General features: G+C 47.7%; 18 protein-coding genes and 1 pseudogene. 7 read left to right on the forward strand and 12 right to left on the reverse strand.

The annotated features are described in order from the left end of the window. Positions 1-45: 45 nt before the first annotated feature. The 4 genes from pstA to BLS03_RS10250 form a co-directional block, all read right to left on the reverse strand. Positions 46-921 (reverse strand): phosphate ABC transporter permease PstA, encoded by an 876-nt coding sequence (gene pstA / locus BLS03_RS10235; RefSeq protein ID WP_093273271.1) that lies wholly within the window; start codon positions 919-921, stop codon positions 46-48. Between the two features lie 5 nt (positions 922-926). Beyond that, positions 927-1,859: a phosphate ABC transporter permease subunit PstC gene (gene pstC / locus BLS03_RS10240; protein ID WP_093273071.1), complete on the reverse strand. Its 933-nt coding sequence runs from the start codon at positions 1,857-1,859 to the stop codon at positions 927-929. Between the two features lie 100 nt (positions 1,860-1,959). Continuing rightward, positions 1,960-2,781, reverse strand: a complete 822-nt coding sequence (locus BLS03_RS10245) for a phosphate ABC transporter substrate-binding protein (RefSeq protein ID WP_093273074.1) — start codon at positions 2,779-2,781, stop codon at positions 1,960-1,962. Positions 2,782-3,179: 398 nt separating this feature from the next. Next, positions 3,180-4,562: a DEAD/DEAH box helicase gene (locus tag BLS03_RS10250; protein ID WP_093273077.1), complete on the reverse strand. Its 1,383-nt coding sequence runs from the start codon at positions 4,560-4,562 to the stop codon at positions 3,180-3,182. 309 nt (positions 4,563-4,871) lie between these two features. Between BLS03_RS10250 and BLS03_RS10255 the strand changes: the two genes are divergently transcribed. Continuing rightward, entirely contained in the window at positions 4,872-5,132 is a 261-nt protein-coding gene (locus BLS03_RS10255; protein WP_093273079.1) for an Lpp/OprI family alanine-zipper lipoprotein, read from the forward strand. A 117-nt stretch (positions 5,133-5,249) separates the two neighbouring features. Here the strand turns inward: BLS03_RS10255 and BLS03_RS10260 are convergent, their stop codons facing one another. From BLS03_RS10260 to BLS03_RS10275, 4 genes are read right to left on the reverse strand one after another with little or no spacing between them, the layout of a single operon-like run. Beyond that, on the reverse strand, positions 5,250-6,158 hold the full coding sequence (locus tag BLS03_RS10260) for a L,D-transpeptidase family protein (protein ID WP_093273082.1): 909 nt from the start codon (positions 6,156-6,158) through the stop codon (positions 5,250-5,252). After that, positions 6,158-7,573: a deoxyribodipyrimidine photo-lyase gene (gene phrB / locus BLS03_RS10265; RefSeq protein ID WP_093273086.1), complete on the reverse strand. Its 1,416-nt coding sequence runs from the start codon at positions 7,571-7,573 to the stop codon at positions 6,158-6,160. The genes BLS03_RS10260 and phrB overlap by 1 nt, the downstream gene beginning before the upstream one ends. Beyond that, a complete protein-coding gene (locus tag BLS03_RS10270; RefSeq protein ID WP_093273089.1) occupies positions 7,570-8,388 on the reverse strand; it encodes a MerR family transcriptional regulator in 819 nt (272 codons plus the stop codon). Before BLS03_RS10270 ends, phrB begins: the two co-directional genes overlap by 4 nt. Continuing rightward, entirely contained in the window at positions 8,378-9,328 is a 951-nt protein-coding gene (locus BLS03_RS10275; protein ID WP_093273091.1) for a YbgA family protein, read from the reverse strand. The genes BLS03_RS10270 and BLS03_RS10275 overlap by 11 nt, the downstream gene beginning before the upstream one ends. Positions 9,329-9,659: 331 nt before the next feature. Between BLS03_RS10275 and deoD the strand changes: the two genes are divergently transcribed. From deoD to BLS03_RS10305, 6 genes and pseudogenes are all read left to right on the forward strand, one after another. After that, positions 9,660-10,370 (forward strand): purine-nucleoside phosphorylase, encoded by a 711-nt coding sequence (gene deoD, locus BLS03_RS10280; protein ID WP_093273094.1) that lies wholly within the window; start codon positions 9,660-9,662, stop codon positions 10,368-10,370. 48 nt (positions 10,371-10,418) lie between these two features. Beyond that, positions 10,419-11,888, forward strand: a complete 1,470-nt coding sequence (locus tag BLS03_RS10285) for a lactate dehydrogenase (RefSeq protein ID WP_093273273.1) — start codon at positions 10,419-10,421, stop codon at positions 11,886-11,888. Between the two features lie 129 nt (positions 11,889-12,017). Further along, positions 12,018-13,469 carry a hypothetical protein gene (locus tag BLS03_RS10290; RefSeq protein ID WP_093273097.1) on the forward strand — a complete coding sequence of 484 codons (1,452 nt, stop codon included), beginning with the start codon at positions 12,018-12,020 and terminating at the stop codon, positions 13,467-13,469. Positions 13,470-13,486: 17 nt separating this feature from the next. After that, positions 13,487-15,070 carry a diguanylate cyclase gene (locus BLS03_RS10295; RefSeq protein ID WP_093273100.1) on the forward strand — a complete coding sequence of 528 codons (1,584 nt, stop codon included), beginning with the start codon at positions 13,487-13,489 and terminating at the stop codon, positions 15,068-15,070. Between the two features lie 218 nt (positions 15,071-15,288). After that, positions 15,289-15,523 (forward strand): annotated as a pseudogene (locus BLS03_RS26185) (DUF3302 domain-containing protein); the annotation flags it as partial. Positions 15,524-15,686: 163 nt separating this feature from the next. After that, a complete protein-coding gene (locus BLS03_RS10305) occupies positions 15,687-16,817 on the forward strand; it encodes an HlyD family secretion protein (protein WP_093273108.1) in 1,131 nt (376 codons plus the stop codon). A gap of 65 nt (positions 16,818-16,882) precedes the next feature. Here the strand turns inward: BLS03_RS10305 and BLS03_RS10310 are convergent, their stop codons facing one another. From BLS03_RS10310 to BLS03_RS10325, 4 genes are all read right to left on the reverse strand, one after another. Continuing rightward, complete coding sequence (locus BLS03_RS10310; RefSeq protein ID WP_176765575.1) at positions 16,883-17,695, reverse strand: helix-turn-helix domain-containing protein; 813 nt, start codon at positions 17,693-17,695, stop codon at positions 16,883-16,885. Between the two features lie 108 nt (positions 17,696-17,803). Beyond that, positions 17,804-18,946 carry an iron-containing alcohol dehydrogenase gene (locus BLS03_RS10315; RefSeq protein ID WP_093273113.1) on the reverse strand — a complete coding sequence of 381 codons (1,143 nt, stop codon included), beginning with the start codon at positions 18,944-18,946 and terminating at the stop codon, positions 17,804-17,806. A 144-nt stretch (positions 18,947-19,090) separates the two neighbouring features. Next, positions 19,091-19,408, reverse strand: a complete 318-nt coding sequence (gene rhaM / locus BLS03_RS10320) for an L-rhamnose mutarotase (protein WP_093273116.1) — start codon at positions 19,406-19,408, stop codon at positions 19,091-19,093. Positions 19,409-19,420: 12 nt separating this feature from the next. Then, positions 19,421-20,446, reverse strand: coding sequence for an L-rhamnose/proton symporter RhaT (locus BLS03_RS10325; RefSeq protein WP_093273119.1), 1,026 nt, complete (start codon positions 20,444-20,446; stop codon positions 19,421-19,423). Between the last annotated feature and the right edge of the window lie 168 nt (positions 20,447-20,614).

A 20,614-nucleotide genomic window follows, 5' to 3' on the forward strand; every position in this document is an offset into this window, starting at 1 on the left:
TTCTGTATCTTCAATCGTGCTGTTATGCGCTAAATCGCATCGCAATCAGTAAGTCGCGGTATTAAATTTCTTGGCGATCAGTTTGGTCACCATGTTGATAAGTAGCACGACCACAATCAGCACAGTCGCAGTGCCGTAAGCTTGGTTCCATTCCTCGACGGTGAACAGTTCGGTAGTCAGTTTGTATAAATGAACCGTCAACGTGCGGCCTGAGTCCATAATAGAGTCAGGAATACGCGCAACCATGCCCGCGGTGAGAAACACTGGAGCCGACTCACCAATCACACGTCCAATACTTAGGATGATTGAAGTCAGAATACCTGGCATTGCACTTGGCAAAATTAAACGCCAGATGGTGTAGATTTTTGATGCACCTAGCCCATACGAACCTTCACGGTAAGTTTGCGGCACAGCCATCAACGCCTCTTCCGTGGTACGAATAATCACTGGCAGAATCAAAATACTCAGTGTTAACGCGCCCGATAAGATAGAGAAGCCTAGACCCAGAATGGCAACGAAAAATGTCATACCAAACAGACCAAAGATTATCGACGGAATACCCGCGAGCGATTCAGTACAGAAACGAATTACTTTGACTAAACGACTGCCCACTTTGGCGTATTCAGTCAGATAAATCGCGGTCATAATCCCAAGCGGCGCCGCCACAGCCAATGATGCAATCACCATGTAAATGGTTGACACTATCATTGGGAAAATACCGTGCTCATCTCCGGTACGGGTGTAATTGTCAGTAATGAATTTCCAATCTACGTGCTGCAGGCCATTTGACAAAATGTACCAAATAATCCAGAACAGGAATCCGACCGTTATCGCCGCAGACGCCCAGATAAAGCCATTAAGAATATTGTCTTTGAATTGGCGAGCTTGGCGTAGCTTTGCCAGTTGAGTGGTGTGTTCCATCGTCATTACCTCGCCTTCTCACGGTTCAAATACAGCAGCGCTGCGTTGAGAATCATAATAAATACCAACAGCACCACACCGGTGGCATACAACGCGTTGGCGTGCACACCGCTCGCGTAAGACATTTCAATCGCGATGTTGGCAGTCAGTGTTCGAGCGGAGTCCAACAAACCTTGTGGCATCGCTGGCGCATTCCCCATCACCATGATGATCGCCATCGTTTCGCCGAGCGCACGGCCAATACCAAGGATGACACCCGTCATAATGCCTGAGCGTGCCGCAGGAACCAGCAATTTGAAGATGGTAAAGATCTTTGATGCGCCAAGCGCTAAAGAGCCTTCTTTGTACGAACTTGGCACAGCGCGAATTGAAGTTTCAGACACAGTAATCACTGTCGGAAGAATCATCACACCCAGTACGATAATGCCCGCCAAAATGGTATTGCCCGCCGGAACTTCGAACACATTTTGAATCAACGGGACGATGATAAGCAGACCAAAGAAGCCGTAGACGACAGAAGGAATACCCGCCAACAGTTCAACGGCAGGACGAATCACGTCAGCAAGGCGTTTAGGGGCGATTTCAGCGATGAAAATTGCGGTCAGCACGCCGATTGGCACACCAACTATCACTGCGCCAAATGTTGAAACTACCGACGCTACGATCATTGTGGCAACGCCATACAGCGCTGGCGGCAGCCAGTCTTGTCCTAGCACAATGCCAGTGACACCGACTTCCTCAAAGGCGGGAATACTTTCTTTAACGATGAAATAAGCAATGATCGCCAATGAGACGATCCCGATGACAGCACTGGTTAAAAACAGGCCGTGGAAGATGCGTTCTTTCCAATCGACACGCTTTTTGGTGCGCAGCGTGTGTTTAGAAACCGGCGAAGCTTCACTACTCATAAGCTTTTCACTATTCGATGCGATGGTCATAAATTCTCACTTTTCACTTAAACAACATGTGAATCTCAGTGAAGTAAAAGGCTCAGCCCAAAGGTGGGCTGAGCAAAATTCGATTTAACTTAGATGTATCTTAGTTGATTGAGATGTAACCGTGAGAAGCTACGATTTCTTGTGCTTCGTCGCTTAGCATCCAATCGAGGAATTTCTTAGTTTCAGCCGATGGTTTGCCTTCTTTGTAAAGAACAAGGAAAGGACGCGCCACTTTGTATTGGCCGTTTTTAACGTTAGCAACACTTGCATCTGTGCCGTCGATAGCCAGCGCGTGAACGCTGCTGTCTACAGTACCTAGAGAGATGTAGCCAATTGCGTAAGGGTTAGACGCAACCATGGTTTTTAGACCACCGTTACCATTTGCCACTTGCGCACGTTGTGAAATCGCCGACACAGTTTTGCCGCTGATTTTCTTCTTAAGAGACATGATGTCTTCAAACGCACCGCGAGTACCTGAGGCAGTATCACGAGTGATCGCCACGATAGGCTTGTCATCACCACCCACTTGTTTCCAGTTGGTCACTTCGCCTTTGTAAATTGCTGATACTTGCTCAGCAGTTAGACCTTTGATGGTGTTTTTTGGGTTTACCACTACCGCAATACCATCGCGAGCAATGACTTCAACTTTTAGTGATGGCTCTTCTTCTGAAGATTTCAGATTGCGAGAAGCCATACCTAGGTCAGCCGAACCGTTCTTCGCAGCTTTAATACCAGCTGAAGAACCAGGGCCTTGAACTTCGATGAATACGTTTGAATTCTTCTTCATGTAAGTTTCTGAGAAGACTTCCATTAATGGTGTAACGCTACTTGAACCAACTGCAGAAATCGTTTCTTTTGCTGAAGCAGTCGTCATGGTCATTGCGCCAAGTAGAGCGATGGCACCGATTACTGTTTTTTTCATCACTAATATCCTTTAAGGCTAAAATTGCCGTTTGTGTTTTCAGTTGACGATGCTCACTTTAGGGGGGAAATATGACAGTTGTGTTTCAGTTCGTTGAAGCCTACATGACACTTGATAGTTAAAATTCACAACTCAAAACTTATGTAGGGTAATGATTTTTCGAACATTACTGAGCTACAACTGATTTTCACTGTACAAATTTAGCGCATCGCATATGACAAAAATAGCCGCTGAATGACGATCGCGCGATGCGCCGTAAGTGTTCAGTCAACTGAAGAGGCAAAAGCTCGAACAAAGATGAAGCGCGTTAAGCTAAGGCCGGACAAGGATTGATGAATTGAAGACGAGGATGGATCGCAGCAATAAAAAAGGCTGACCGCAGTCAACCTTTTACTGTTTTATTCTTGTGGCTCACTTGGAGGAGTCTTTTTCTTGCGCGGTACAAACACATCATCACCAACCGCCACATTCTGATAAAAACTTTTATCACGCTTGGCTGGTTTTTTGTCTTGCTTGTGCCCTTGCGCTTTGGGTTTTTTGCTAGATTGTGCTTTGCCTTTAACCACACTTGGTTTGCGCGGCTTGATACCTTTGAACTTGCCTTTTAGATCCGCAAATTCAGAGAAGCTCAAATCTTGCTGCAAGTAGGCTTCAACGCGTTTAAAGCTGTCCCAATCTTTTGGGCCAACCAAAGAGATAGCGTCGCCTTTGTTGCCGGCACGACCAGTACGGCCAACGCGATGCACATACTCTTCAGTATGCTTTGGCATATCAAAGTTAATCACGTGGGTCACATTGGCGATATCTAACCCGCGTGACGCGACATCTGTCGTCACCAAAATCTTAAACACACCACGCTCAAACTGGCTCATGATGGTATTGCGCTGGTTCTGATTTAAATTGCCGCTCAATGCCACAGCTTTGAGTTTCGCAGCATTAAGTTTCTCAGTCAGACGCTCGGTATCAACGCGAGTCGCGGTGAAAATGATCAGCTGCTTATAGTTCGCTTCATCAAGCACGCGCTCAAGCAACGCCTCTTTATGATCAAGGTGATCACAAAGATAAAATTTCTGAGTGATGTCTTTGTGCTCTGCGTTGGCGACACCAATAGCGATACGCTTGGGCGCATTGAGCATTTTAAGTGCGATATCGTTAACGTCAGCGTGATCAAGCGTTGCCGAGAACATCAGCGTTTGACGACGACGGTGCTTAGCTGCGCGGTGAATACGCAATAATTCTGGCGCAAAACCAAGGTCAAGCATACGGTCCGCCTCATCCAAAATCAGCGTTTCCAAGCCATCGAGAAACAGCGAACGGTGTTCCAAATGGTCAGCTAGGCGTCCTGGTGTGGCGACGATAAACTTAGGGTTACGACGTAACGCCTTAACCTGATCATTAAAGTTTTCACCACCAACGATTAAGGTTGCATCGTAAGACAACCCTGAAAGCATAGTGCGCAACTCACCGTAAACTTGCTTAGCCAATTCACGGGTTGGCGCTAAGATCACGCCACGTGGGTCTTTTGCAGAGAAGGCCTTGCTTTTAAGAGACTTATGCAACATAGGCAGTACGAACGCGAGAGTTTTCCCCGACCCCGTCTTGGACGAAGCCAGCAGATCTTTACCCGCAATCGCAACAGGAATCGCCTGTTGCTGAATTTCAGTCGCCTGTTTGAAGTCAAAATGCTTAACCGTCTTCAATAGACGATTGTCCAAGCCTAAATCTTTAAATTGCAAAAGCTTTCTCCACTGAGTGACCGCGTTTTGACGCGACACTAACATAAATTCATTACAAAACGCGCAATAGTACACCGAATCGCGCGCAATTGCCCAGAGATCTTAGCAAATAATGCCCCGTGATCCCGTGTTTGATAGTGCTTTGTTATTCAATCACATAGCAAATGCTGTGATTTTGTCTCATATTTAAAACAAACCAGCATAATCAGTTAATTACTTAAAAACTTGGGTTTTTTTGACTTTGGCGTCCTATCTGTTCTGTAATATTGAGTCTACAATTTATTTCGTCGCTATATTGATTCGTAGGTATAGGGCGTCATTCGATACTTAAAAAAATATGCAAGGAGTTCATATATGAACAAGATGTTAATCGCCGCAGCCGCGTCTTCTGTACTTCTACTAGCTGGTTGTGCTACTGGTCCTGATGCTGAAACAACTGCACAAATGGACGAACTAAGCAATCAAGTAAGTCAGTTGAGCCAAGAAGTGTCTTCAATGAAGTCTGAGCTTACTGCAGAAGTTCAAAAGTCTAGCGATGCAGCGATGGCAGCTCAAGAAGAAGCAGCGCGTGCCAACGAGCGTATCGATAACATCGCTCAGTCTTACACTAAGTAATTCCGCAAAAATTCTAATAAGAAAGGGTCTGCAATGCAGACCCTTTCTATTTTTGTACCAAAGGTGTTTTAACCTAAAAATTAAAGGCTTGATACATCAAGCCTTTTTTCGTTACGGTTATTGCTCTATTAACTCTGGCGGAGCAATTTCCGTTGGCACGCCATTTTGTGCCAGAATCACCGCTTTTGCTTTGCTGTCTGAGACTTTAAACTCATCTAACCACCAGCGCAGCTCAGTTGGAATCCGCATTGCTTTCTTTGAACCATCACTGCGCGTTAACGGCTCGTGGGCCTCTAAAAATACGCTGCGATCGGGTTCAAGCGCCACTTTTACCGGTTCGTCAATCACACGGACAGGCTCGCCAACCGGCACTTGAGCAAACAACCACTTAATGTCACGCGGATCCATACGAATACATCCGGAGCTAACTCGCATCCCGATACCAAAATCTTTGTTGGTGCCATGAATCAGATAGTCCCCTGCTCCATAAGCTAGGCGCATCGCAAATTCACCCAGTGGGTTTTCTGGACCGGCAGGAACCACAGCGGGTAACTCAATCCCTTTGGCGGCATACTCTTTACGAATTGAGGCGGGCGGCGTCCAAGTTGGATTAGGCCTTTTTTGGCTTATTTTGGTCTCCATTTCCGGAGTATCGCGACCAATACGCCCAATGCCAACCGGGAAAATATGCACCTTATGCTCTTTCGGCTCAAAGTAATAAAGGCGAAGTTCGGCAAGGTTAATCACAATTCCCTTACGTGGCACACTCGGCAAGATGATCTGACCGGGAATCGTCAGTACATAATCAACTTGCGGCACAAACGGGTCGACCCCCTTATTTGCCGCCATCAGAGATAACATACCAACATCGTATTGCTTGGCGATATCAGAAAGGTTTTCACCTTTTTGCACCACATGATATTGAGTGCGACCCACGATGCTACTGTCTTCGGTAGGTAAGTCATAAGTAGCACCAAAGGCTGCGGCGCTAATACACCAACACAAAGACATTAATTTACGTAGCATTAATTCCCATCCTTCGCTTCTTTATAGAGCTGTAAGGTTATCTCTCTTTCCGGTTTGTGATCAACAATTGGTGCCGGATATGACAATAATTTGACCCCGTCCCATTTCCAAGGCTGATGCAAAAATTTGTCTGGAACTTCAGACAATTCAGGCACCCAGTGACGAACAAACTCACCTTCAGGGTCAAATTTTTCGCCTTGGGTGATCGGATTGAAGATTCGAAAATACGGCTGTCCATCGCAACCCGTCGACGCACACCATTGCCAACCACCATTATTGGCCGCGTAATCTCCATCAATCAGTTGGCTCATAAAATAGTCTTCACCTTGGCGCCAACTGATGTGCAAATCCTTAATCAAAAAGCTCGCCACTATCATTCGTAAGCGATTGTGCATCCAACCCGTTTGATTGAGCTGACGCATCGCTGCGTCAACAATTGGATAGCCAGTTTGGCCTTGCTTCCAGGCATCAAAATGGCGTTCACTACGCTGCCACGCGAGACGTTTGCCCCAATTAAGAAAGCTTTCACCGCGACTCAATTTAGGCTCAAACCACAGTAAATGTTGATAAAACTCCCGCCAAATCAACTCACTTTGCCATACTTGTCGCCCTTCACTGAGGACATCATGACCGTAACTTAAACGCGCCAAACATTGGCGTACCGACAGTGCGCCAATCGCTAAATATGCCGATAGTTTACTGGTCCCAGCCTGCGCGGGGAAATCACGCCTTAGCTTATAATCATCGGCAGATTGCTGACAAAACTCGCGCAGCAGTGCAATTATTTCCGTGGTTTTGGCCGGCCAAGCTTGGCTGGTTTGACGTGGATAATCAAACGCAGCCTGTTTGCTAAAACGCCAAGACTCTAACGACGATGGTAATGGCCAGCTAACCCCTTGTGGCGCTTTGAGCACGGATAACGGCTGGGCGTAAAATAGCTTTAGGTACGCTTTTTTAAACGGCGTAAATACTTTGAAGTATTCGCCTTGCTGATTTTTGACCTCACCCGGCGCAAGCGCACATTTGTCGTGGCAGCTTTTAAAGCTTACGCCGTGTGGCTCAAGTAGCTGTTCACACAAGGCGTCGCGGCGCTGCTCATTGAGCTCATAATCACGGTTAACCCAGACCTCGTTTGCTTGCAATTCGAGCGCAAGTTCACTCACCGCTTGCGCTGCTTGACCATAACGATCAACTTGGCGATACAGCAGCGGCACATTGAGCGCTTCAAGCTCGCCAGAAAGCTCCGCCAGCCGACGCCAAATTAAATCCGCCTGAATTGGCGCCAAATGATGTTGCTGCCACTGAGCTGGCGTTGCGATAAATACCGCCGCTACCGGCTCATTTGAATTTAATGCCGCAATCAGTGCACTGTTGTCATCGACACGCAAATCACGTCTTAGCCACACCAGCTTCATTGATCTTCTCCTTGCACTAACAATTGCTCAAGCACCGGCGAGCACCTAACTTGCAAAGAGTGCGCTAAAGTCTCGAGCGCCTTACGCTGCGTTGCCACCAGCGAATGATTGGCATAAATGGCGAGCTGCTGATAATCGGTGAGCCCTAAATGGTCAACTAAGCCGCGAAAGTCCGCTACACCATCCAGCACCGTGACTTTCAAGCCTTGGCCAGCAAGTTGAATCGCCCATATCCAAGCACCTATATGGCCGCTGTCTTCGTGGTTTACCAACAAACAATGGCCTTTGTGCGCGGCGCGATTCTCGGCCTCCAAAATAGCGCTGAGCTTTGCCATCATCAAAGATTGAAACAGTCCTGTTTGTAGGCTGCGCTGCGCTTTACTCATATGCGAAAGCGCTGTCTGAATCGGTTGCACAAAGGCGGCTTCAGCAATATCTATCGGGTACTCTTTAAAAGTTCGAGCAATCACCGCTTCGGCTTTACCGCGCTGCAGTCGGGCTAGCGAGTCAAGCAACTCGTCGACCTCTGCCAATTGATTTGGCGCTTCTATCACCTTGGCTTGCTCGCTTGGTGATTCAAGCAGCGCTCTGACTTTACCAATAGCCACGCCCTTTGCCAGCCAGCTTTGAATCAGCCGAATGTGCTCAATGTTGGCTTCGCTGTAGAGACGGTGGCCTTTTTCAGTGCGATGCGGCTTAATCAAGTTGTACCGACGCTGCCAAGCGCGCAGCGTAACTGGCTTTACTCCCGTAAGCTCAGACACTTCTCGAATCGCATACCACTTTTGCTCTTGGACAGTTGAACTACAAGCCATAACGTAAACGAAGCTCCTCTGGATAAGGCTGAAAATAACGCTGATCTGCCAAGTACGGGTCAGGATAGGTATGTAAATAATGTTTAATCAGGGTTAATGGCGCGAGAAGTGGCAATAAGCCGACGCGATAATCGTCAATGACTTTTCTCAGCTCCGCTTTTTCCTTTTTGCCCAGCGCGCGCTTGAAATATCCTTGTAAATGCATCAGGACATTGGTGTTGTTTTTACGCGTTGCACGGTGCGCCATGGCGTTCATTAACCCAAGCCGATAACGCGCCACAAAGTCATCAAGATCATAATCGGCGATGTGTGCAACAAGACGCCCCAGTTCGCGATACGAGTCAGGATGATGCGCCATCAGCGTCAATTTGTAACGCGAATGGAAGTCAATGATTTTGCCTCGAGTCGGCTCATCTCCCATCGACTGGTAGAAATCGGCTAAGCAAAATACTCGAGTGATAAAATTCTCTTTCAACACTGGGTCGTTCAGGCGACCATCTTCCTCAACCGGAAGCCAAGGCATGCGCTCAAGCAACACTTGGGTATAAAGGCCCACCCCGCTCTTTTCGGCGTGGTTGTTGCCATACACTTTGACTCGCTCCATTCCGCAAGTTGGCGATTTCGCGCACACAATATAGCCACACAATGGCTGGTCTAAAAAGCCGTCGACTTTTTGATTGGCGTAACTTTGCATCGCATCAGTGTAATCCTTGCTGGCATCTTTGGTTTCGACCAGCGCAATGCGTTGCTTGTCCGAAATGAGCCGAATTGTTGGTCGCGGCACCGACATACCAATGCCAACCTCAGGACACACCGCGACAAAGCGTAGATAGGGAGAAAGCTCTTTGTTAACAAAAGCACTGGCTTTATGCCCGGAATCAAAACGCACTTTTTCGCCGAGCACGCATGCACTAATACCCACCAGAATCTGAGAATCCATACCGTCACCTTCGCATTAAAAAAGTTATACAAAAAAATATCATGTATAACTTTTAGCACAAACTTAAAAACCTGTACAAATTTTTAAGTTGTACAATTTTATGCTTTGCTTGGATCACTCTGGGGCAAGTTTTCCTTTCACTATCAGCAAATCGATTGCTCTAGCGCTTTCAACAGATTTAGTTATCAATAAACAAAGGGCATGTTATTATCGGTTTTTTTGTGAGCAACTTCTCAAGACATAACCTCTCATCTCCCTAATATTGCAGTCATAGCGTGTTTTGTTTTTCAACAGAATTAGTACACATTGAAAGAATTTTGGAGTAACAACTATGGCAACCCCTCACATTAATGCTCAACTTGGCGATTTTGCAGAAACGGTTTTAATGCCAGGTGACCCACTACGAGCAAAATACATTGCCGAAACCTTCTTAGAAGATGTTCAACAAGTGTGTGATGTCCGCAATATGTTCGGTTACACCGGTACTTATCAAGGCAAAAAAGTTTCGGTCATGGGCCACGGTATGGGTATTCCATCTTGTTGTATCTATGTTCACGAACTAATTGCTGAATTTGGCGTGAAAAACGTTATCCGTGTGGGTAGCTGTGGCGCGGTACGTGATGACGTGAAATTGATGGATGTGGTAATTGGCATGGGTGCCTCTACCGACTCAAAAGTTAACCGCATTCGTTTTAACGATCACGATTTCGCAGCCATTGCTGACTTTGGTTTGTTAGAAACGGCGGTTGCTTCAGCTCGCGCGCAAAACGTGCCTGTCAAAGTCGGAAACGTGTTCTCTGCCGATCTGTTCTACACCCCAGAAGCCGACATCTTCGAGAAAATGAACAAACTTGGCATTTTGGGCGTGGATATGGAAGCGGCGGGAATCTACGGCGTCGCTGCGGATCTTGGCGCAAAAGCGCTAACGATTTTAACCGTATCTGACCACATTATTCGCGGTGAAAAACTCAGTGCTGAAGAGCGTCAAAAGTCGTTTAATGACATGATGAAAGTGGCACTGGAAACCGCCATTAGTATCTAAAACCATACCGCTGCCACGGATGGCAGTTGGACAAATAAGGGGGAGATGGTGAGCGACGACAAGCTACCAACGGATGCACAAGGATTGCAACTCAACTTTTGTAAAACATTGGCGTGTGACAACTTTGGTTTGAGCGATGCACATCGGTATATTGTGCAGGATGTCAACCCTAAGCGTCCGGCGATGGTTTGCCGTGAATGCGGCGCTTTCCCCCCTTTGCTCAACAACCACGATGTGAATCAAGAACTGGCACGTTTGCGCCAGCTTCACAGCGAAGGTTTACCCGCCTGTCGCAACCCAGCATGCGCCAACCTCGGTTTATCGGTTCATACGCACAAACACCTTTACCATGCCTTTGGCTATAGTGGCGATCGCCAACGCTATCGCTGTAAACAGTGTCAGTCGACATTTGTCGATAAATGGTCTGGGATTAACTCAAAGCTCGAGTTTCAAGAATCGCTACTTGGATTGCTGTTTATGAGTTACTCGGTGCGTGAAATCTGCCGCCGCCTCAATATTAATCCTAAAACCTTCTACGATCATATCGACCATATCGCCAGCCGTTGCCGGCGCAAACTGGCTACCTTTGATGCGCGCTGGATGAAACATGCGCCTCATTACGAACTGGCATCGAATTATCGGCCGCTGCAACCTAAAAGCGACAATGGTGTATTTTGGATCGCCACCGGCGATGCTCAGTCTGGGTATATTCTGTGCCAGCACGTCAACTACGCCGCCAACGAAAGCTCGGTGGGTCCGATTGATCACAACCCATTTCAGCAACCGGCACGTTTCGTATCACGGCACTATTTACCCGAAGCGGGGAGCGACGATCGCGAATATCAAAGCCAAATTCACCAACGAATTGATCGCCAATACCAAACCATTTTGGCGCGCGGTAATGTTGAAGACCCTATTGGCAATTTGACGGCGTTTCACTATCCCACTAAAGGCGCGTTAATTCGACCGCCTTACACCTCTTACGCGCACTATTTGCATGTATTGGATCTCTGCCAACCACAGCCACGCGTCACGCTTTACTTACCTCAAGATCCACTGTTGCGTTCAGCCGCACTGAGCGTTTGCCTGTCACGCATTCAGCACAACAATGTCGATCTGATGTATGTCGAAGAAGATGCCAACTGGCGACGCCAACTGTACTTCGACAAAATCGATATCGTGCATATGGGATGGTGGCGCGACCGCTGGGCGATCGCCAACCAGCAAGCCAGTTCAAAAGGCATTTGCTATCTGGCAGGCGACCATCCAGATCCGGAAATATGGCTGAATAAAGCCAGCTTACGCCAAGTGTCCTCCTATCAGCAGCGTTTCCAGTTGCTGTTTGAAGACTTCATCAACGAACCACGGCGCAAACTTCGCCCAGGTGGACTACTGCCTTTGCTGGATATTTTCCGCGCTTGGCACAATCTTTGTTATCAAGGCAAGGATGGCCAAACCGCAGCACAAGCGCTAGGTTTGACTCAAGATCCCCTATCTCTCAAAGATTTATTGGCTTAAATCGCAAATAACTGTGAAGTTGAGCATTAAAACTCAGGTGTTTTTGGTTTTTTGCTAGAGTTGTATTAATACCTGTTTTTATAATGCTTTCGAATGATGAAGTCGCACAATGACGTAAAGGACTTGTTTTTGGATAGAAGCCAACTCACGCTCGAAACTCAGTTGCTCCAACTAAAGCAACAAGTGGATAAAGATCCGCACCTTGTTTTAGCTAAGGCACAACAATGCGTTGAAGAGGCCAACACCATGATGAATACCAAAGCGGTGATTCACGCTTTGATTATCATCTCTTTATGTCATTGGCATTTGATGGACTACCGTAAAGGCCTAAAAACCATCAAAGAAGCCCTCACCCGCCTAAACAGCATCGATAGCGACGATCACGTCCCGGAAATTCTTCATATCCATGCCCTGCACTTCTGGGGCCAAGCGCAGTATTACTCTGCTCAGCAATATTGGATTAACGCGCTGGAACAATCTGCGCTGACCGACGAAATCGAAATTCAAATCGAAAGCTTGATTGGCCTTGGCAACGTTTGGCGCATCACCAATGAACCACAATTGGCGCGCTCAACCCACGAACTGGCGGTCACCGTCGCCAATAACTCGCGCATAAACTGGTTGGAAGGCAAAGCACGAATTCTGCTGGCTTGGGATCATTATCTACTTAACCAATTTGTTGACATGCTGTCGGTACTGGATGGTGCCAGCGAAGCATTACGCTATCACGATGACAAAACGTGGCAGGCGGAAATTTGGGACTTTCGTGGCTTGGCACTGCTTGGCTTAGAGCGCATCCAAGATGCCGAAGAAGCGACCCAAAAAGCCCACGATTTGGCAGTCAAACACAATTTGATGTGGATGAAATCGCACTCGTATATCAGCCGCGCGCGCCTTGAACTACTGCGTAAAGATCCACAGCGCGCTGCCCAGCTTCTCGCCCAAGCTGAAGCATCCGCCACAACCTTTGATAATGGCGAATTGTTGTCACAAATCTGTTTTCAGCAATCTCGCGTTGCGGAAGAAAGCGGCGATTACCAAGCCGCACTCAATGCGTATAAGAAATATCGCCAATATTCACTGCAGATGCTGCGTGAACAAACCCTGCGCGTTGGCAACGACAAAGCTCGCGCCTCCAAGCGCCAAATGGAACAACGCGCGCGCAAACTGATTAACCGTATTCGCCGCCAGCACGAGTTTGACCCCGAACAGCAGTTAACCCAGATGGTGTCAGAAACCTATTGGTGGGAACAGTTGGTGATGTGCAAAACCGAGCTTAAACGCGCCAATCACTCAGTCATCATCATCAAACACGAGGACTCCGCAGTGCTCGACATCAGCGCAGAATTGGCTCACTCGCTGTGTTGTCGCCATGATTTATTAGCACGCTTAAGCCCAAATCGCGTCGCACTGCTGCTGTCTGAAAAAGACGAACCGGCCCATCAAGTGTATTACTGCCTAGAGCAGATGCTGGCAATCTACCCTTGGCAACGTCAAGGGCTATTAACCGAGGCTCCGGAGATGGAGTTTTACGATATTCTGAGTTTTCCATTCACTCTGGACCAACTCGAAGACAACTGAGGCACGAAAGCGAGCAGATGGAAGCATTACTGAAAAAAATCTCTGACCGCGGTCTCGATGCCGCAGCAGCCACTGGCGAAGATGCGCTTGAATTTTGGGCCCATGTGCGCACCGATATTGCGACCACGTCTCGTGAACAAGCGCAATGTTTTATCATCAGCGCCGAGCACTTAAGCAAACAGCTTAGCTATTCAGACAGCATCGCCGATCTTAACGCCGCGTTGAGTTTGCTCAACCTTCCTCAAGACTCCGAGCTGATTCTAGACATCAAAAACAGTTTAAGTGACCGATTTTTTACCGTGGGTGATTACTCTAATGCGCTGACCCACTACGTTGAATCAACCAATATCGCCGTCGAACACAGCAATATCGATGCTTACGCGACCGCCATTATCGGCATGGGTAATCTGTGCGATGCTTATGGCGATCACGATCGCGCCCTCAGTTATTACCAAAAGATAGACAGCATCGACCATGCCCTCACCAGCCGCTCTCTACGCCTAAAATACAAATTGTTTATGCTGGCTTGCTACATCCAGCTCGGACGTCACAGCGTGGCCGAAGCGCTGCTTATAGAGTGTGAACAGCTGAGTATTTTGGTCAGCGACAAAGTGCTTTCAGGCCAAGTGTATCTCTATCACGCCATGCTTTTACGCCATAAAGGCAAAGCACAGCGCGCGTTAGATTATCTCGCCAATGTGCAATATACCTATGGCAATCTTCACTCCACTTGGCTGTCTAATATGCTGCGCCTTGAACTTGCCTATTGTCTCAATGAATTAGGCCGCACTCACTTATCTAATTGGTTACTGGAAAGTACCGAGCAGCGCGTTGATTCCGGTTACGCGCCAGTGCTGGGGCTGCAATTATTTAACTCGCTGAGCACCATTTACGAGCAACAACAAAAATATCAAGCGGCGCTTCTCTACCAGCAGAAGGCCTACGCTATTGAAAGCGAACTGGTCAGCGCGATTCCGATTGGTGAACTTGGCGCAAGCCAACTACGCCGCCTGTCACGCTTTGAGCTGCAGCTCAAGTTAATTTTGTCGGAAATTGAAAACCGCGAGCTCAAAGAGACCACCGAAAGCCAGAAACACACTGTGGCTCAGCTACAACAAGATGTATTCACCGACCCGCTAACCCTGCTGCGCAATCGGCGCTGGATGGAAGTTAAACTTAAAGATCTGCTGCTACACGAAACACCCTTTTCACTGCTGGTGATCGATATTGACCATTTTAAATCGATCAACGATGAACTCTCCCATTTGGTCGGCGACAAAGCGATCATTCGCGTTTCAAAACAGCTCGCCAAACATTTTCATTTCAGTGACGCATCATGTGTGCGTTTTGGCGGTGAAGAGTTCTTAGTGATTCTTGAAAACACCGATGAACAGCAAGCCAAAATGTATGCTGAGCAATACCGGCAGCGCATCTTCCAATTTAACTGGAAAGAGGTCCTCGGCGAGCGTGGTTTGACAGTCAGCATTGGCGTCACCAAACACCGCGACGGTGAAAACACCCAACGCACCTTTTATCGCGCAGATAAAGCTCTGTATCGGGCCAAAGCTAATGGTCGCAATCAGGTGTGCTTAGAAAACTAACCTTTTGAGGGAGTTATTTGCTCCCTGTCTCCTTCTTGATAACGAACCGAATACGGTTAGATTGACCTTAATCATCTTTTTTGTTCGCCAAGCCCCTACTATTAGCGTTTGTCTCGACTATAAAACCTTTTTAATAGCATAGAGTTGCTATCCTGTTCGTATATTAACGACGCGGGACGCACAGGTTTGCTTTTCGTTTTATCAAGGAAAACACTTCCATGTTTTTAAATTATTTTGCGCTCGGGATGTTGATCTTCGTAGCGCTGGTGTTGTTTTACGGCATTATTGTGCTGCACGACATTCCCTATGAGATCGCCAAAGAACGTGACCATCCCCACCAAGATGCAATTCACTATGCAGGCTGGGTGAGCTTATTTACTCTGCATGCGTTGTGGCCATTTCTTTGGATTTGGGCCACCTTATGGCGCAAAGAGCGCGGCTGGGGCTTTAAAAACCGCCAAGGTATGGGGTCTGCGAAAGATCTCAGTTTGCAACTTGAACAAATGCATCACGAAATCACCAAGTTAAAGTTGGAAATCGCTACGATGAAAAACGGCCAAACCGCCGCTGCCTCAACGGCGCAAACCCCAACGGCGAAGCACGAGGATAATCAATAATGGATTTATTGCTGATTCTCACTTACACCGCAATTTGTATTACCATCTTTAAAGTGTTTCGTATTCCACTCAACAAGTGGTCTGTGCCAACCGCAATTCTTGGCGGTGTGGTGCTTGTTGGTACCCTCATTTTGTTGATGAACTACAACCACCCATTTACGGCAATTGGTGGTCAGGTGTATACCACCACGCCAGTCATGCCAACGGTTCGCGGTAAAGTCATCTCTGTGGATGTAAAACCGAACCAAGAAGTGGAAGCGGGAACGCCGCTATTTCATATCGACCCGACGCCGTTCATCGCGAAAGTCACTCAAGCGAAAGCGGCATTGGCCGAAGCTAGCCAAGACGTGCTAGAGCTGGAAGCCACTTACAAAGCTGCGCAGTCAAACACGGTGCAAGCTACAGCCGACCGTGACCGTACTAAACGTGAATACGAACGCTACAATCAAGGCTTTAAAAAAGGCGCGTTTACTGAGCAACAAGTCGATACTCGCCACCAAAGCTATTTGGCCGCTGAAGCAGCGTTAGAAGCATCGCGCGCCAGTGAGCAACAAGCCAAACTGGCGTATACCGCCGAAATTGATGGCGAAAATACCGGTGTCGCGAGCTTAAAAGCAGCGTTAGACCAAGCGCAATTTAACCTCGACGAAACAGTCGTGCGCGCGCCAACCAAAGGCTTTGTAACGCACGTAGCACTAAGACCGGGCATGATGGCCGTACCACTACCGCTGGCACCAGTGATGACCTTTGTCCACACAGAAGAGCACCATTACATCGCTGCATTTCGTCAAAACTCCTTGCAGCGCCTGAAAGCCGGTTACGAAGCAGAATTCGTCTTCCGCGCAGTACCTGGCAAAGTGTTTGAAGGCAAAGTGATTGAAGTGCTACCAGCGATTGCAGAAGGCCAAATACAGGCCACGGGTAAACTTTACGGCACCGAAGCTCTACAAACCACTGGACGAGTGATGGTGAAACTGAAAATCACCGACGATATGAGTGATTATCATATTCCACTTGGCACCAATGCCGAAGTGGCGGTGTTCTCGGATCACTTTGAGCATGTGTCGATCATGCGTAAAGTTCTGATTCGTATGGAAAGCTGGAAGAACTTTTTGTACCTCGATCATTAGACCAATAACCCAAAGCTAAAAAAACAGCGCATCGGCGCTGTTTTTTTTGACTTGAAAATCAGTAACTAAATCGGCATTTCTGCGTGTTTCACTATGTCTGATGGTTTACGACCAGTGACACATTTGTACTTAGTACTGAAATAATTACTGTCGTTATAGCCCACTTCATACGCCGCTTCGGTAATACTCACTCCGCATAGCAGCAGACGCTCTGCATGCTTAATCCTTAATAAATTAACAAACTTGTTGGTCGATAACCCCGACAAAGCCATGAGCTTATGATTCAGCGCTTTTTGCGTGACACAGAATTGCTCACATACCGAGGCAATCGACAAGTTACTGTCTCGATAATGGTCGCACAGATACACGACCGCCTGCATCAGCGGAGTTTTAGCGCCATGCTTGATACTAAGACGCTCAATCTGGATCAGCAGCTGTTCAAACAATAGCGAACACATCACTTCGGAATTTCGCTGTTGCTTATTCTGCTCAACTTCAAGTTGCTCCGCCAAACCAAGGATGGCTTCAAACGACTCTTGAGTCACCAAAATACTGCTTAGATCGCTCTCTAAGCGCTTGATGATGTCCACGCAGCAAGAATTAATATTCAATCGCTCTTTGTCATAACAGATATTAAACAGGTTCACATCGTGGGTACGATCATAAAGGTGGTAATCACTATCAGTTATGCAGTTGATCGAATGCGGCAAAATCACACGCTGCTGGTCATTAATCACATGAATTCCACTGCCAGAGCAGACCAACACTAACTCGGAGAAATCGTGGCCGTGTTCGGGGTAGTCCGCTTGAGGGTGACGGCTGAGCACGCGCACACTTGATGCCGCGCCCACATACTCATTGGATTTTAGTAACAGCATGTTCCCTCCTTTTCGCTGGCGACATTCGCCAAGGCAAAGCTCACCTAACGGCGAATGCGCAAATCCTAAGATGAGAGCAAACACTGCGCTTGCTCTCATCACCCTCAATTACAAGGATTTCAAGTACAGCTGTGTAACTTGATCGTGGGTCATTGGATGCGGGTTACCACCGGCACATGGGTCAGCGAGTGCATCATCCACCCAACTGCGTACGTCAGCCTCGGTGACACCCAGTTCGCCAAATCCGGCAGGAATGCCAACCCGTTTGTTCAGCGCGTTAATCGCGTCAATGGCGGCAACACTGGCTTGCTCATCACTCATCGCTGAAGTATCCACACCCATCGCGGCGGCAACTTTGGCAAATTTCTCCACTCGATAAGGGCGATTAAACTCACATACAATCGGTAGCAAAATGGCGTTGCATACTCCGTGTGGTAAGTCTTTGTGCGCTCCGCCCGGGTGAGCCATCGCATGCACCATTCCAAGCCCGGCGCTGTTAAATGACAGCCCGGCAATAAACTGACCTTGAGCCATTTTTTCACGCGCCAGCTCATCTTTGCCGTTATCCACCGCTTGCGGCAAATACTTGGCAATCAAGCGAATCGACTCAAGAGAAATGTAATCGGTCAAGGCATGCGCCCCAACAGAGACATAAGATTCGATCGCGTGAGTTAATGCATCAATCCCGGTCGCAGCAGTCACATCAGCGGGAATACCCAACATTACCGATGGGTCGTTGACCGACACATCAGGAATAATCTTGTCGCTGATGATAACGTGCTTTACGTGGGTTTCCGTGTCGGTGATGACCGCATTACTGGTCACTTCCGCAGCGGTGCCGGCAGTGGTGTTAATCGCATACAACGGACAGCCGAGTTGCTCCACTTTATCGACCCCATTAAAGCGCGCAATTGGCCCTTCATTTTTCGACAAAATGCGAATCGCTTTACTGGTATCGATGGCGCTACCGCCACCAAAACCTATCAAATACTGCGCTTGATAAGCATCAAAACACGCCAATACTTCTTTAACGGTATTGGTATCTGGGTTTGGTTTGACTTGGTCAAACAGCGCCAAATTCAGTTTGCTTTCAAGCAGTTTGTTGGCAAACCCCAGTTTCATCATCGCCGGATCGCAAATCAACAAGCCTTGCGCATCGCCGTGGTTAGCGGAAATTACGCTGATAAGCTCCTCGATCGCGCCAAATCCCGCCAAATTAATTTTTGGAAACGCGAGTTTAAATACAGACATATACACCTCATAAATTGTCATTTCATCAATTCAATTGGGTGTCTCATCGCCCAGCTCTCCCTTAATAAGACACCCGAAATTCACGCGCCGCATAGAGACGGCGCAACCCGTGAGCTTGGCCCACGGGTGGGTATGGTTGGTGTTTTAAGCCAGGTAAAACACTTTTCTAAGGTCGACAGAAACCGGCGAGTTGTCTGGATTACTTGGCATCACATCTTTCATGTGCTGCCACCATTTTTGGCAGATCTCAGTGTCTGCGATCGCTTGCCAGCGCTGCTCATCTTCGATTTCAACATAACCAAACAGCATGTTTTGCTCAGCCAGTAAGTGAATCGAATAATTCGCCGCTCCATACTCTTTGAGCGTGGCTTTCATCTCTGGCCACAGTTGATCGTGTCTCTTTTGGTACTCGTCATGTTTGTCACTGTTCACATACATTACGAATGCTTTACGAATCGTCATAATTTCTCCCTCTTAAGACATGCCAAGACCAACGATATTGGCAGCAACAATGATCACCATCAGGCCAAGTACCAGAATGCGTACAGGACGTGTACCCACCCCTTTCCACTCAGCCATAATCAAACCAATTACACCGCCAAACAGCACATAACCCGACATATGCAACATCCAATTGATGTAGCCCAAACGCTCAGGAACCGATGCTTCACCCCAGCCGTAAAAGAAGAATTGCAGATACCACATGATGCCGCCGATAGCGGTAAAGGCGAGATTGCGCATCATTAACTTGCGTGGCAGAGAAATGTCGTTACGCACCGAGATCTGTTTATTGGTGAAAATGTTGTAGAGACAAAAAGCGAAGTTCACAATCGCACCGCCACCCATGATAAAGCCATACGCTGGCATCGCGACATACAGGTAGTTAATACCCATCGCTTCAGATTGTGCTTTAATTGGACCAGAAGCATCTAAACCAAAGGCGAATCCGGCGGAGAAAATCCCGCACACCACCGCCAACATAATGCCTTTTTTAAGGTTGAACTCTTCTGCGCGCTCATCGAGCGCTTTCTCTTTTTCATTGCCGGCATACGCCACTATTGCAATGCCGCCAAGCGCGACCACAATACCCAACATGGTCAAGCCACCGCCTGGTGACGTGATGACATTCACCAACTCTCCGCGCAGCATAGGTGGCAGTAAAGTCCCGACCGCTAAGTTCAAACCGATCGCGATACCAATGCCCATCGATAAGCCTAAATAACGCATAGTTAAACCGTAAGTGATATTGCCGATACCCCACATCGCACCGCAAAACGCCAGCATAAAGAAGGTTGATATCGGAATATGCGAATAAAACTCGGCCAAGTTCGGCACTAGCATTGCGGTGACAAGCCACGGCATGATGACCCATGAGAACAGCCCACCAATGGCCCACATCAATTCCCAAGACCAACCTTTGACTTTTTTATATGGCGCATAAAATGCGGCAGCAGAAGCAGCACCGACCAGGTGCCACCCGATTCCGGCAACAACAGACATGATGTATATCCTTCTTTATGTAGGGTTGAGGGCAGCACGCCGCCCGATTTGTTATTGGTTTATTGCTTTATTTTTGTTGTATTGATTGCGGTGATTTGGCGTGGAAAATCCAACGCTGCGCTCACTAACGCGTGATGACTGCAAATCGTCTCCTTGGTTATGTCGCTT

This window comes from Vibrio xiamenensis (assembly GCF_900100015.1).
In the GTDB taxonomy this organism is placed as follows: domain Bacteria; phylum Pseudomonadota; class Gammaproteobacteria; order Enterobacterales; family Vibrionaceae; genus Vibrio; species Vibrio xiamenensis.

Excerpts from the sequence above, each read along its gene's own strand:
- pstA (WP_093273271.1), bottom strand. The coding sequence starts at position 921 with ATGGAACACACCACTCAACTGGCAAAGCTACGCCAAGCTCGCCAATTC.
- pstC (WP_093273071.1), bottom strand. The coding sequence starts at position 1,859 with ATGACCATCGCATCGAATAGTGAAAAGCTTATGAGTAGTGAAGCTTCG.
- BLS03_RS10245 (WP_093273074.1), bottom strand. The coding sequence starts at position 2,781 with ATGAAAAAAACAGTAATCGGTGCCATCGCTCTACTTGGCGCAATGACC.
- BLS03_RS10250 (WP_093273077.1), bottom strand. The coding sequence starts at position 4,562 with ATGTTAGTGTCGCGTCAAAACGCGGTCACTCAGTGGAGAAAGCTTTTG.
- BLS03_RS10255 (WP_093273079.1), top strand. The coding sequence starts at position 4,872 with ATGAACAAGATGTTAATCGCCGCAGCCGCGTCTTCTGTACTTCTACTA.
- BLS03_RS10260 (WP_093273082.1), bottom strand. The coding sequence starts at position 6,158 with ATGCTACGTAAATTAATGTCTTTGTGTTGGTGTATTAGCGCCGCAGCC.
- phrB (WP_093273086.1), bottom strand. The coding sequence starts at position 7,573 with ATGAAGCTGGTGTGGCTAAGACGTGATTTGCGTGTCGATGACAACAGT.
- BLS03_RS10270 (WP_093273089.1), bottom strand. The coding sequence starts at position 8,388 with ATGGCTTGTAGTTCAACTGTCCAAGAGCAAAAGTGGTATGCGATTCGA.
- BLS03_RS10275 (WP_093273091.1), bottom strand. The coding sequence starts at position 9,328 with ATGGATTCTCAGATTCTGGTGGGTATTAGTGCATGCGTGCTCGGCGAA.
- deoD (WP_093273094.1), top strand. The coding sequence starts at position 9,660 with ATGGCAACCCCTCACATTAATGCTCAACTTGGCGATTTTGCAGAAACG.
- BLS03_RS10295 (WP_093273100.1), top strand. The coding sequence starts at position 13,487 with ATGGAAGCATTACTGAAAAAAATCTCTGACCGCGGTCTCGATGCCGCA.
- BLS03_RS10305 (WP_093273108.1), top strand. The coding sequence starts at position 15,687 with ATGGATTTATTGCTGATTCTCACTTACACCGCAATTTGTATTACCATC.
- BLS03_RS10310 (WP_176765575.1), bottom strand. The coding sequence starts at position 17,695 with ATGCTGTTACTAAAATCCAATGAGTATGTGGGCGCGGCATCAAGTGTG.
- BLS03_RS10315 (WP_093273113.1), bottom strand. The coding sequence starts at position 18,946 with ATGTCTGTATTTAAACTCGCGTTTCCAAAAATTAATTTGGCGGGATTT.
- rhaM (WP_093273116.1), bottom strand. The coding sequence starts at position 19,408 with ATGACGATTCGTAAAGCATTCGTAATGTATGTGAACAGTGACAAACAT.
- BLS03_RS10325 (WP_093273119.1), bottom strand. The coding sequence starts at position 20,446 with ATGTCTGTTGTTGCCGGAATCGGGTGGCACCTGGTCGGTGCTGCTTCT.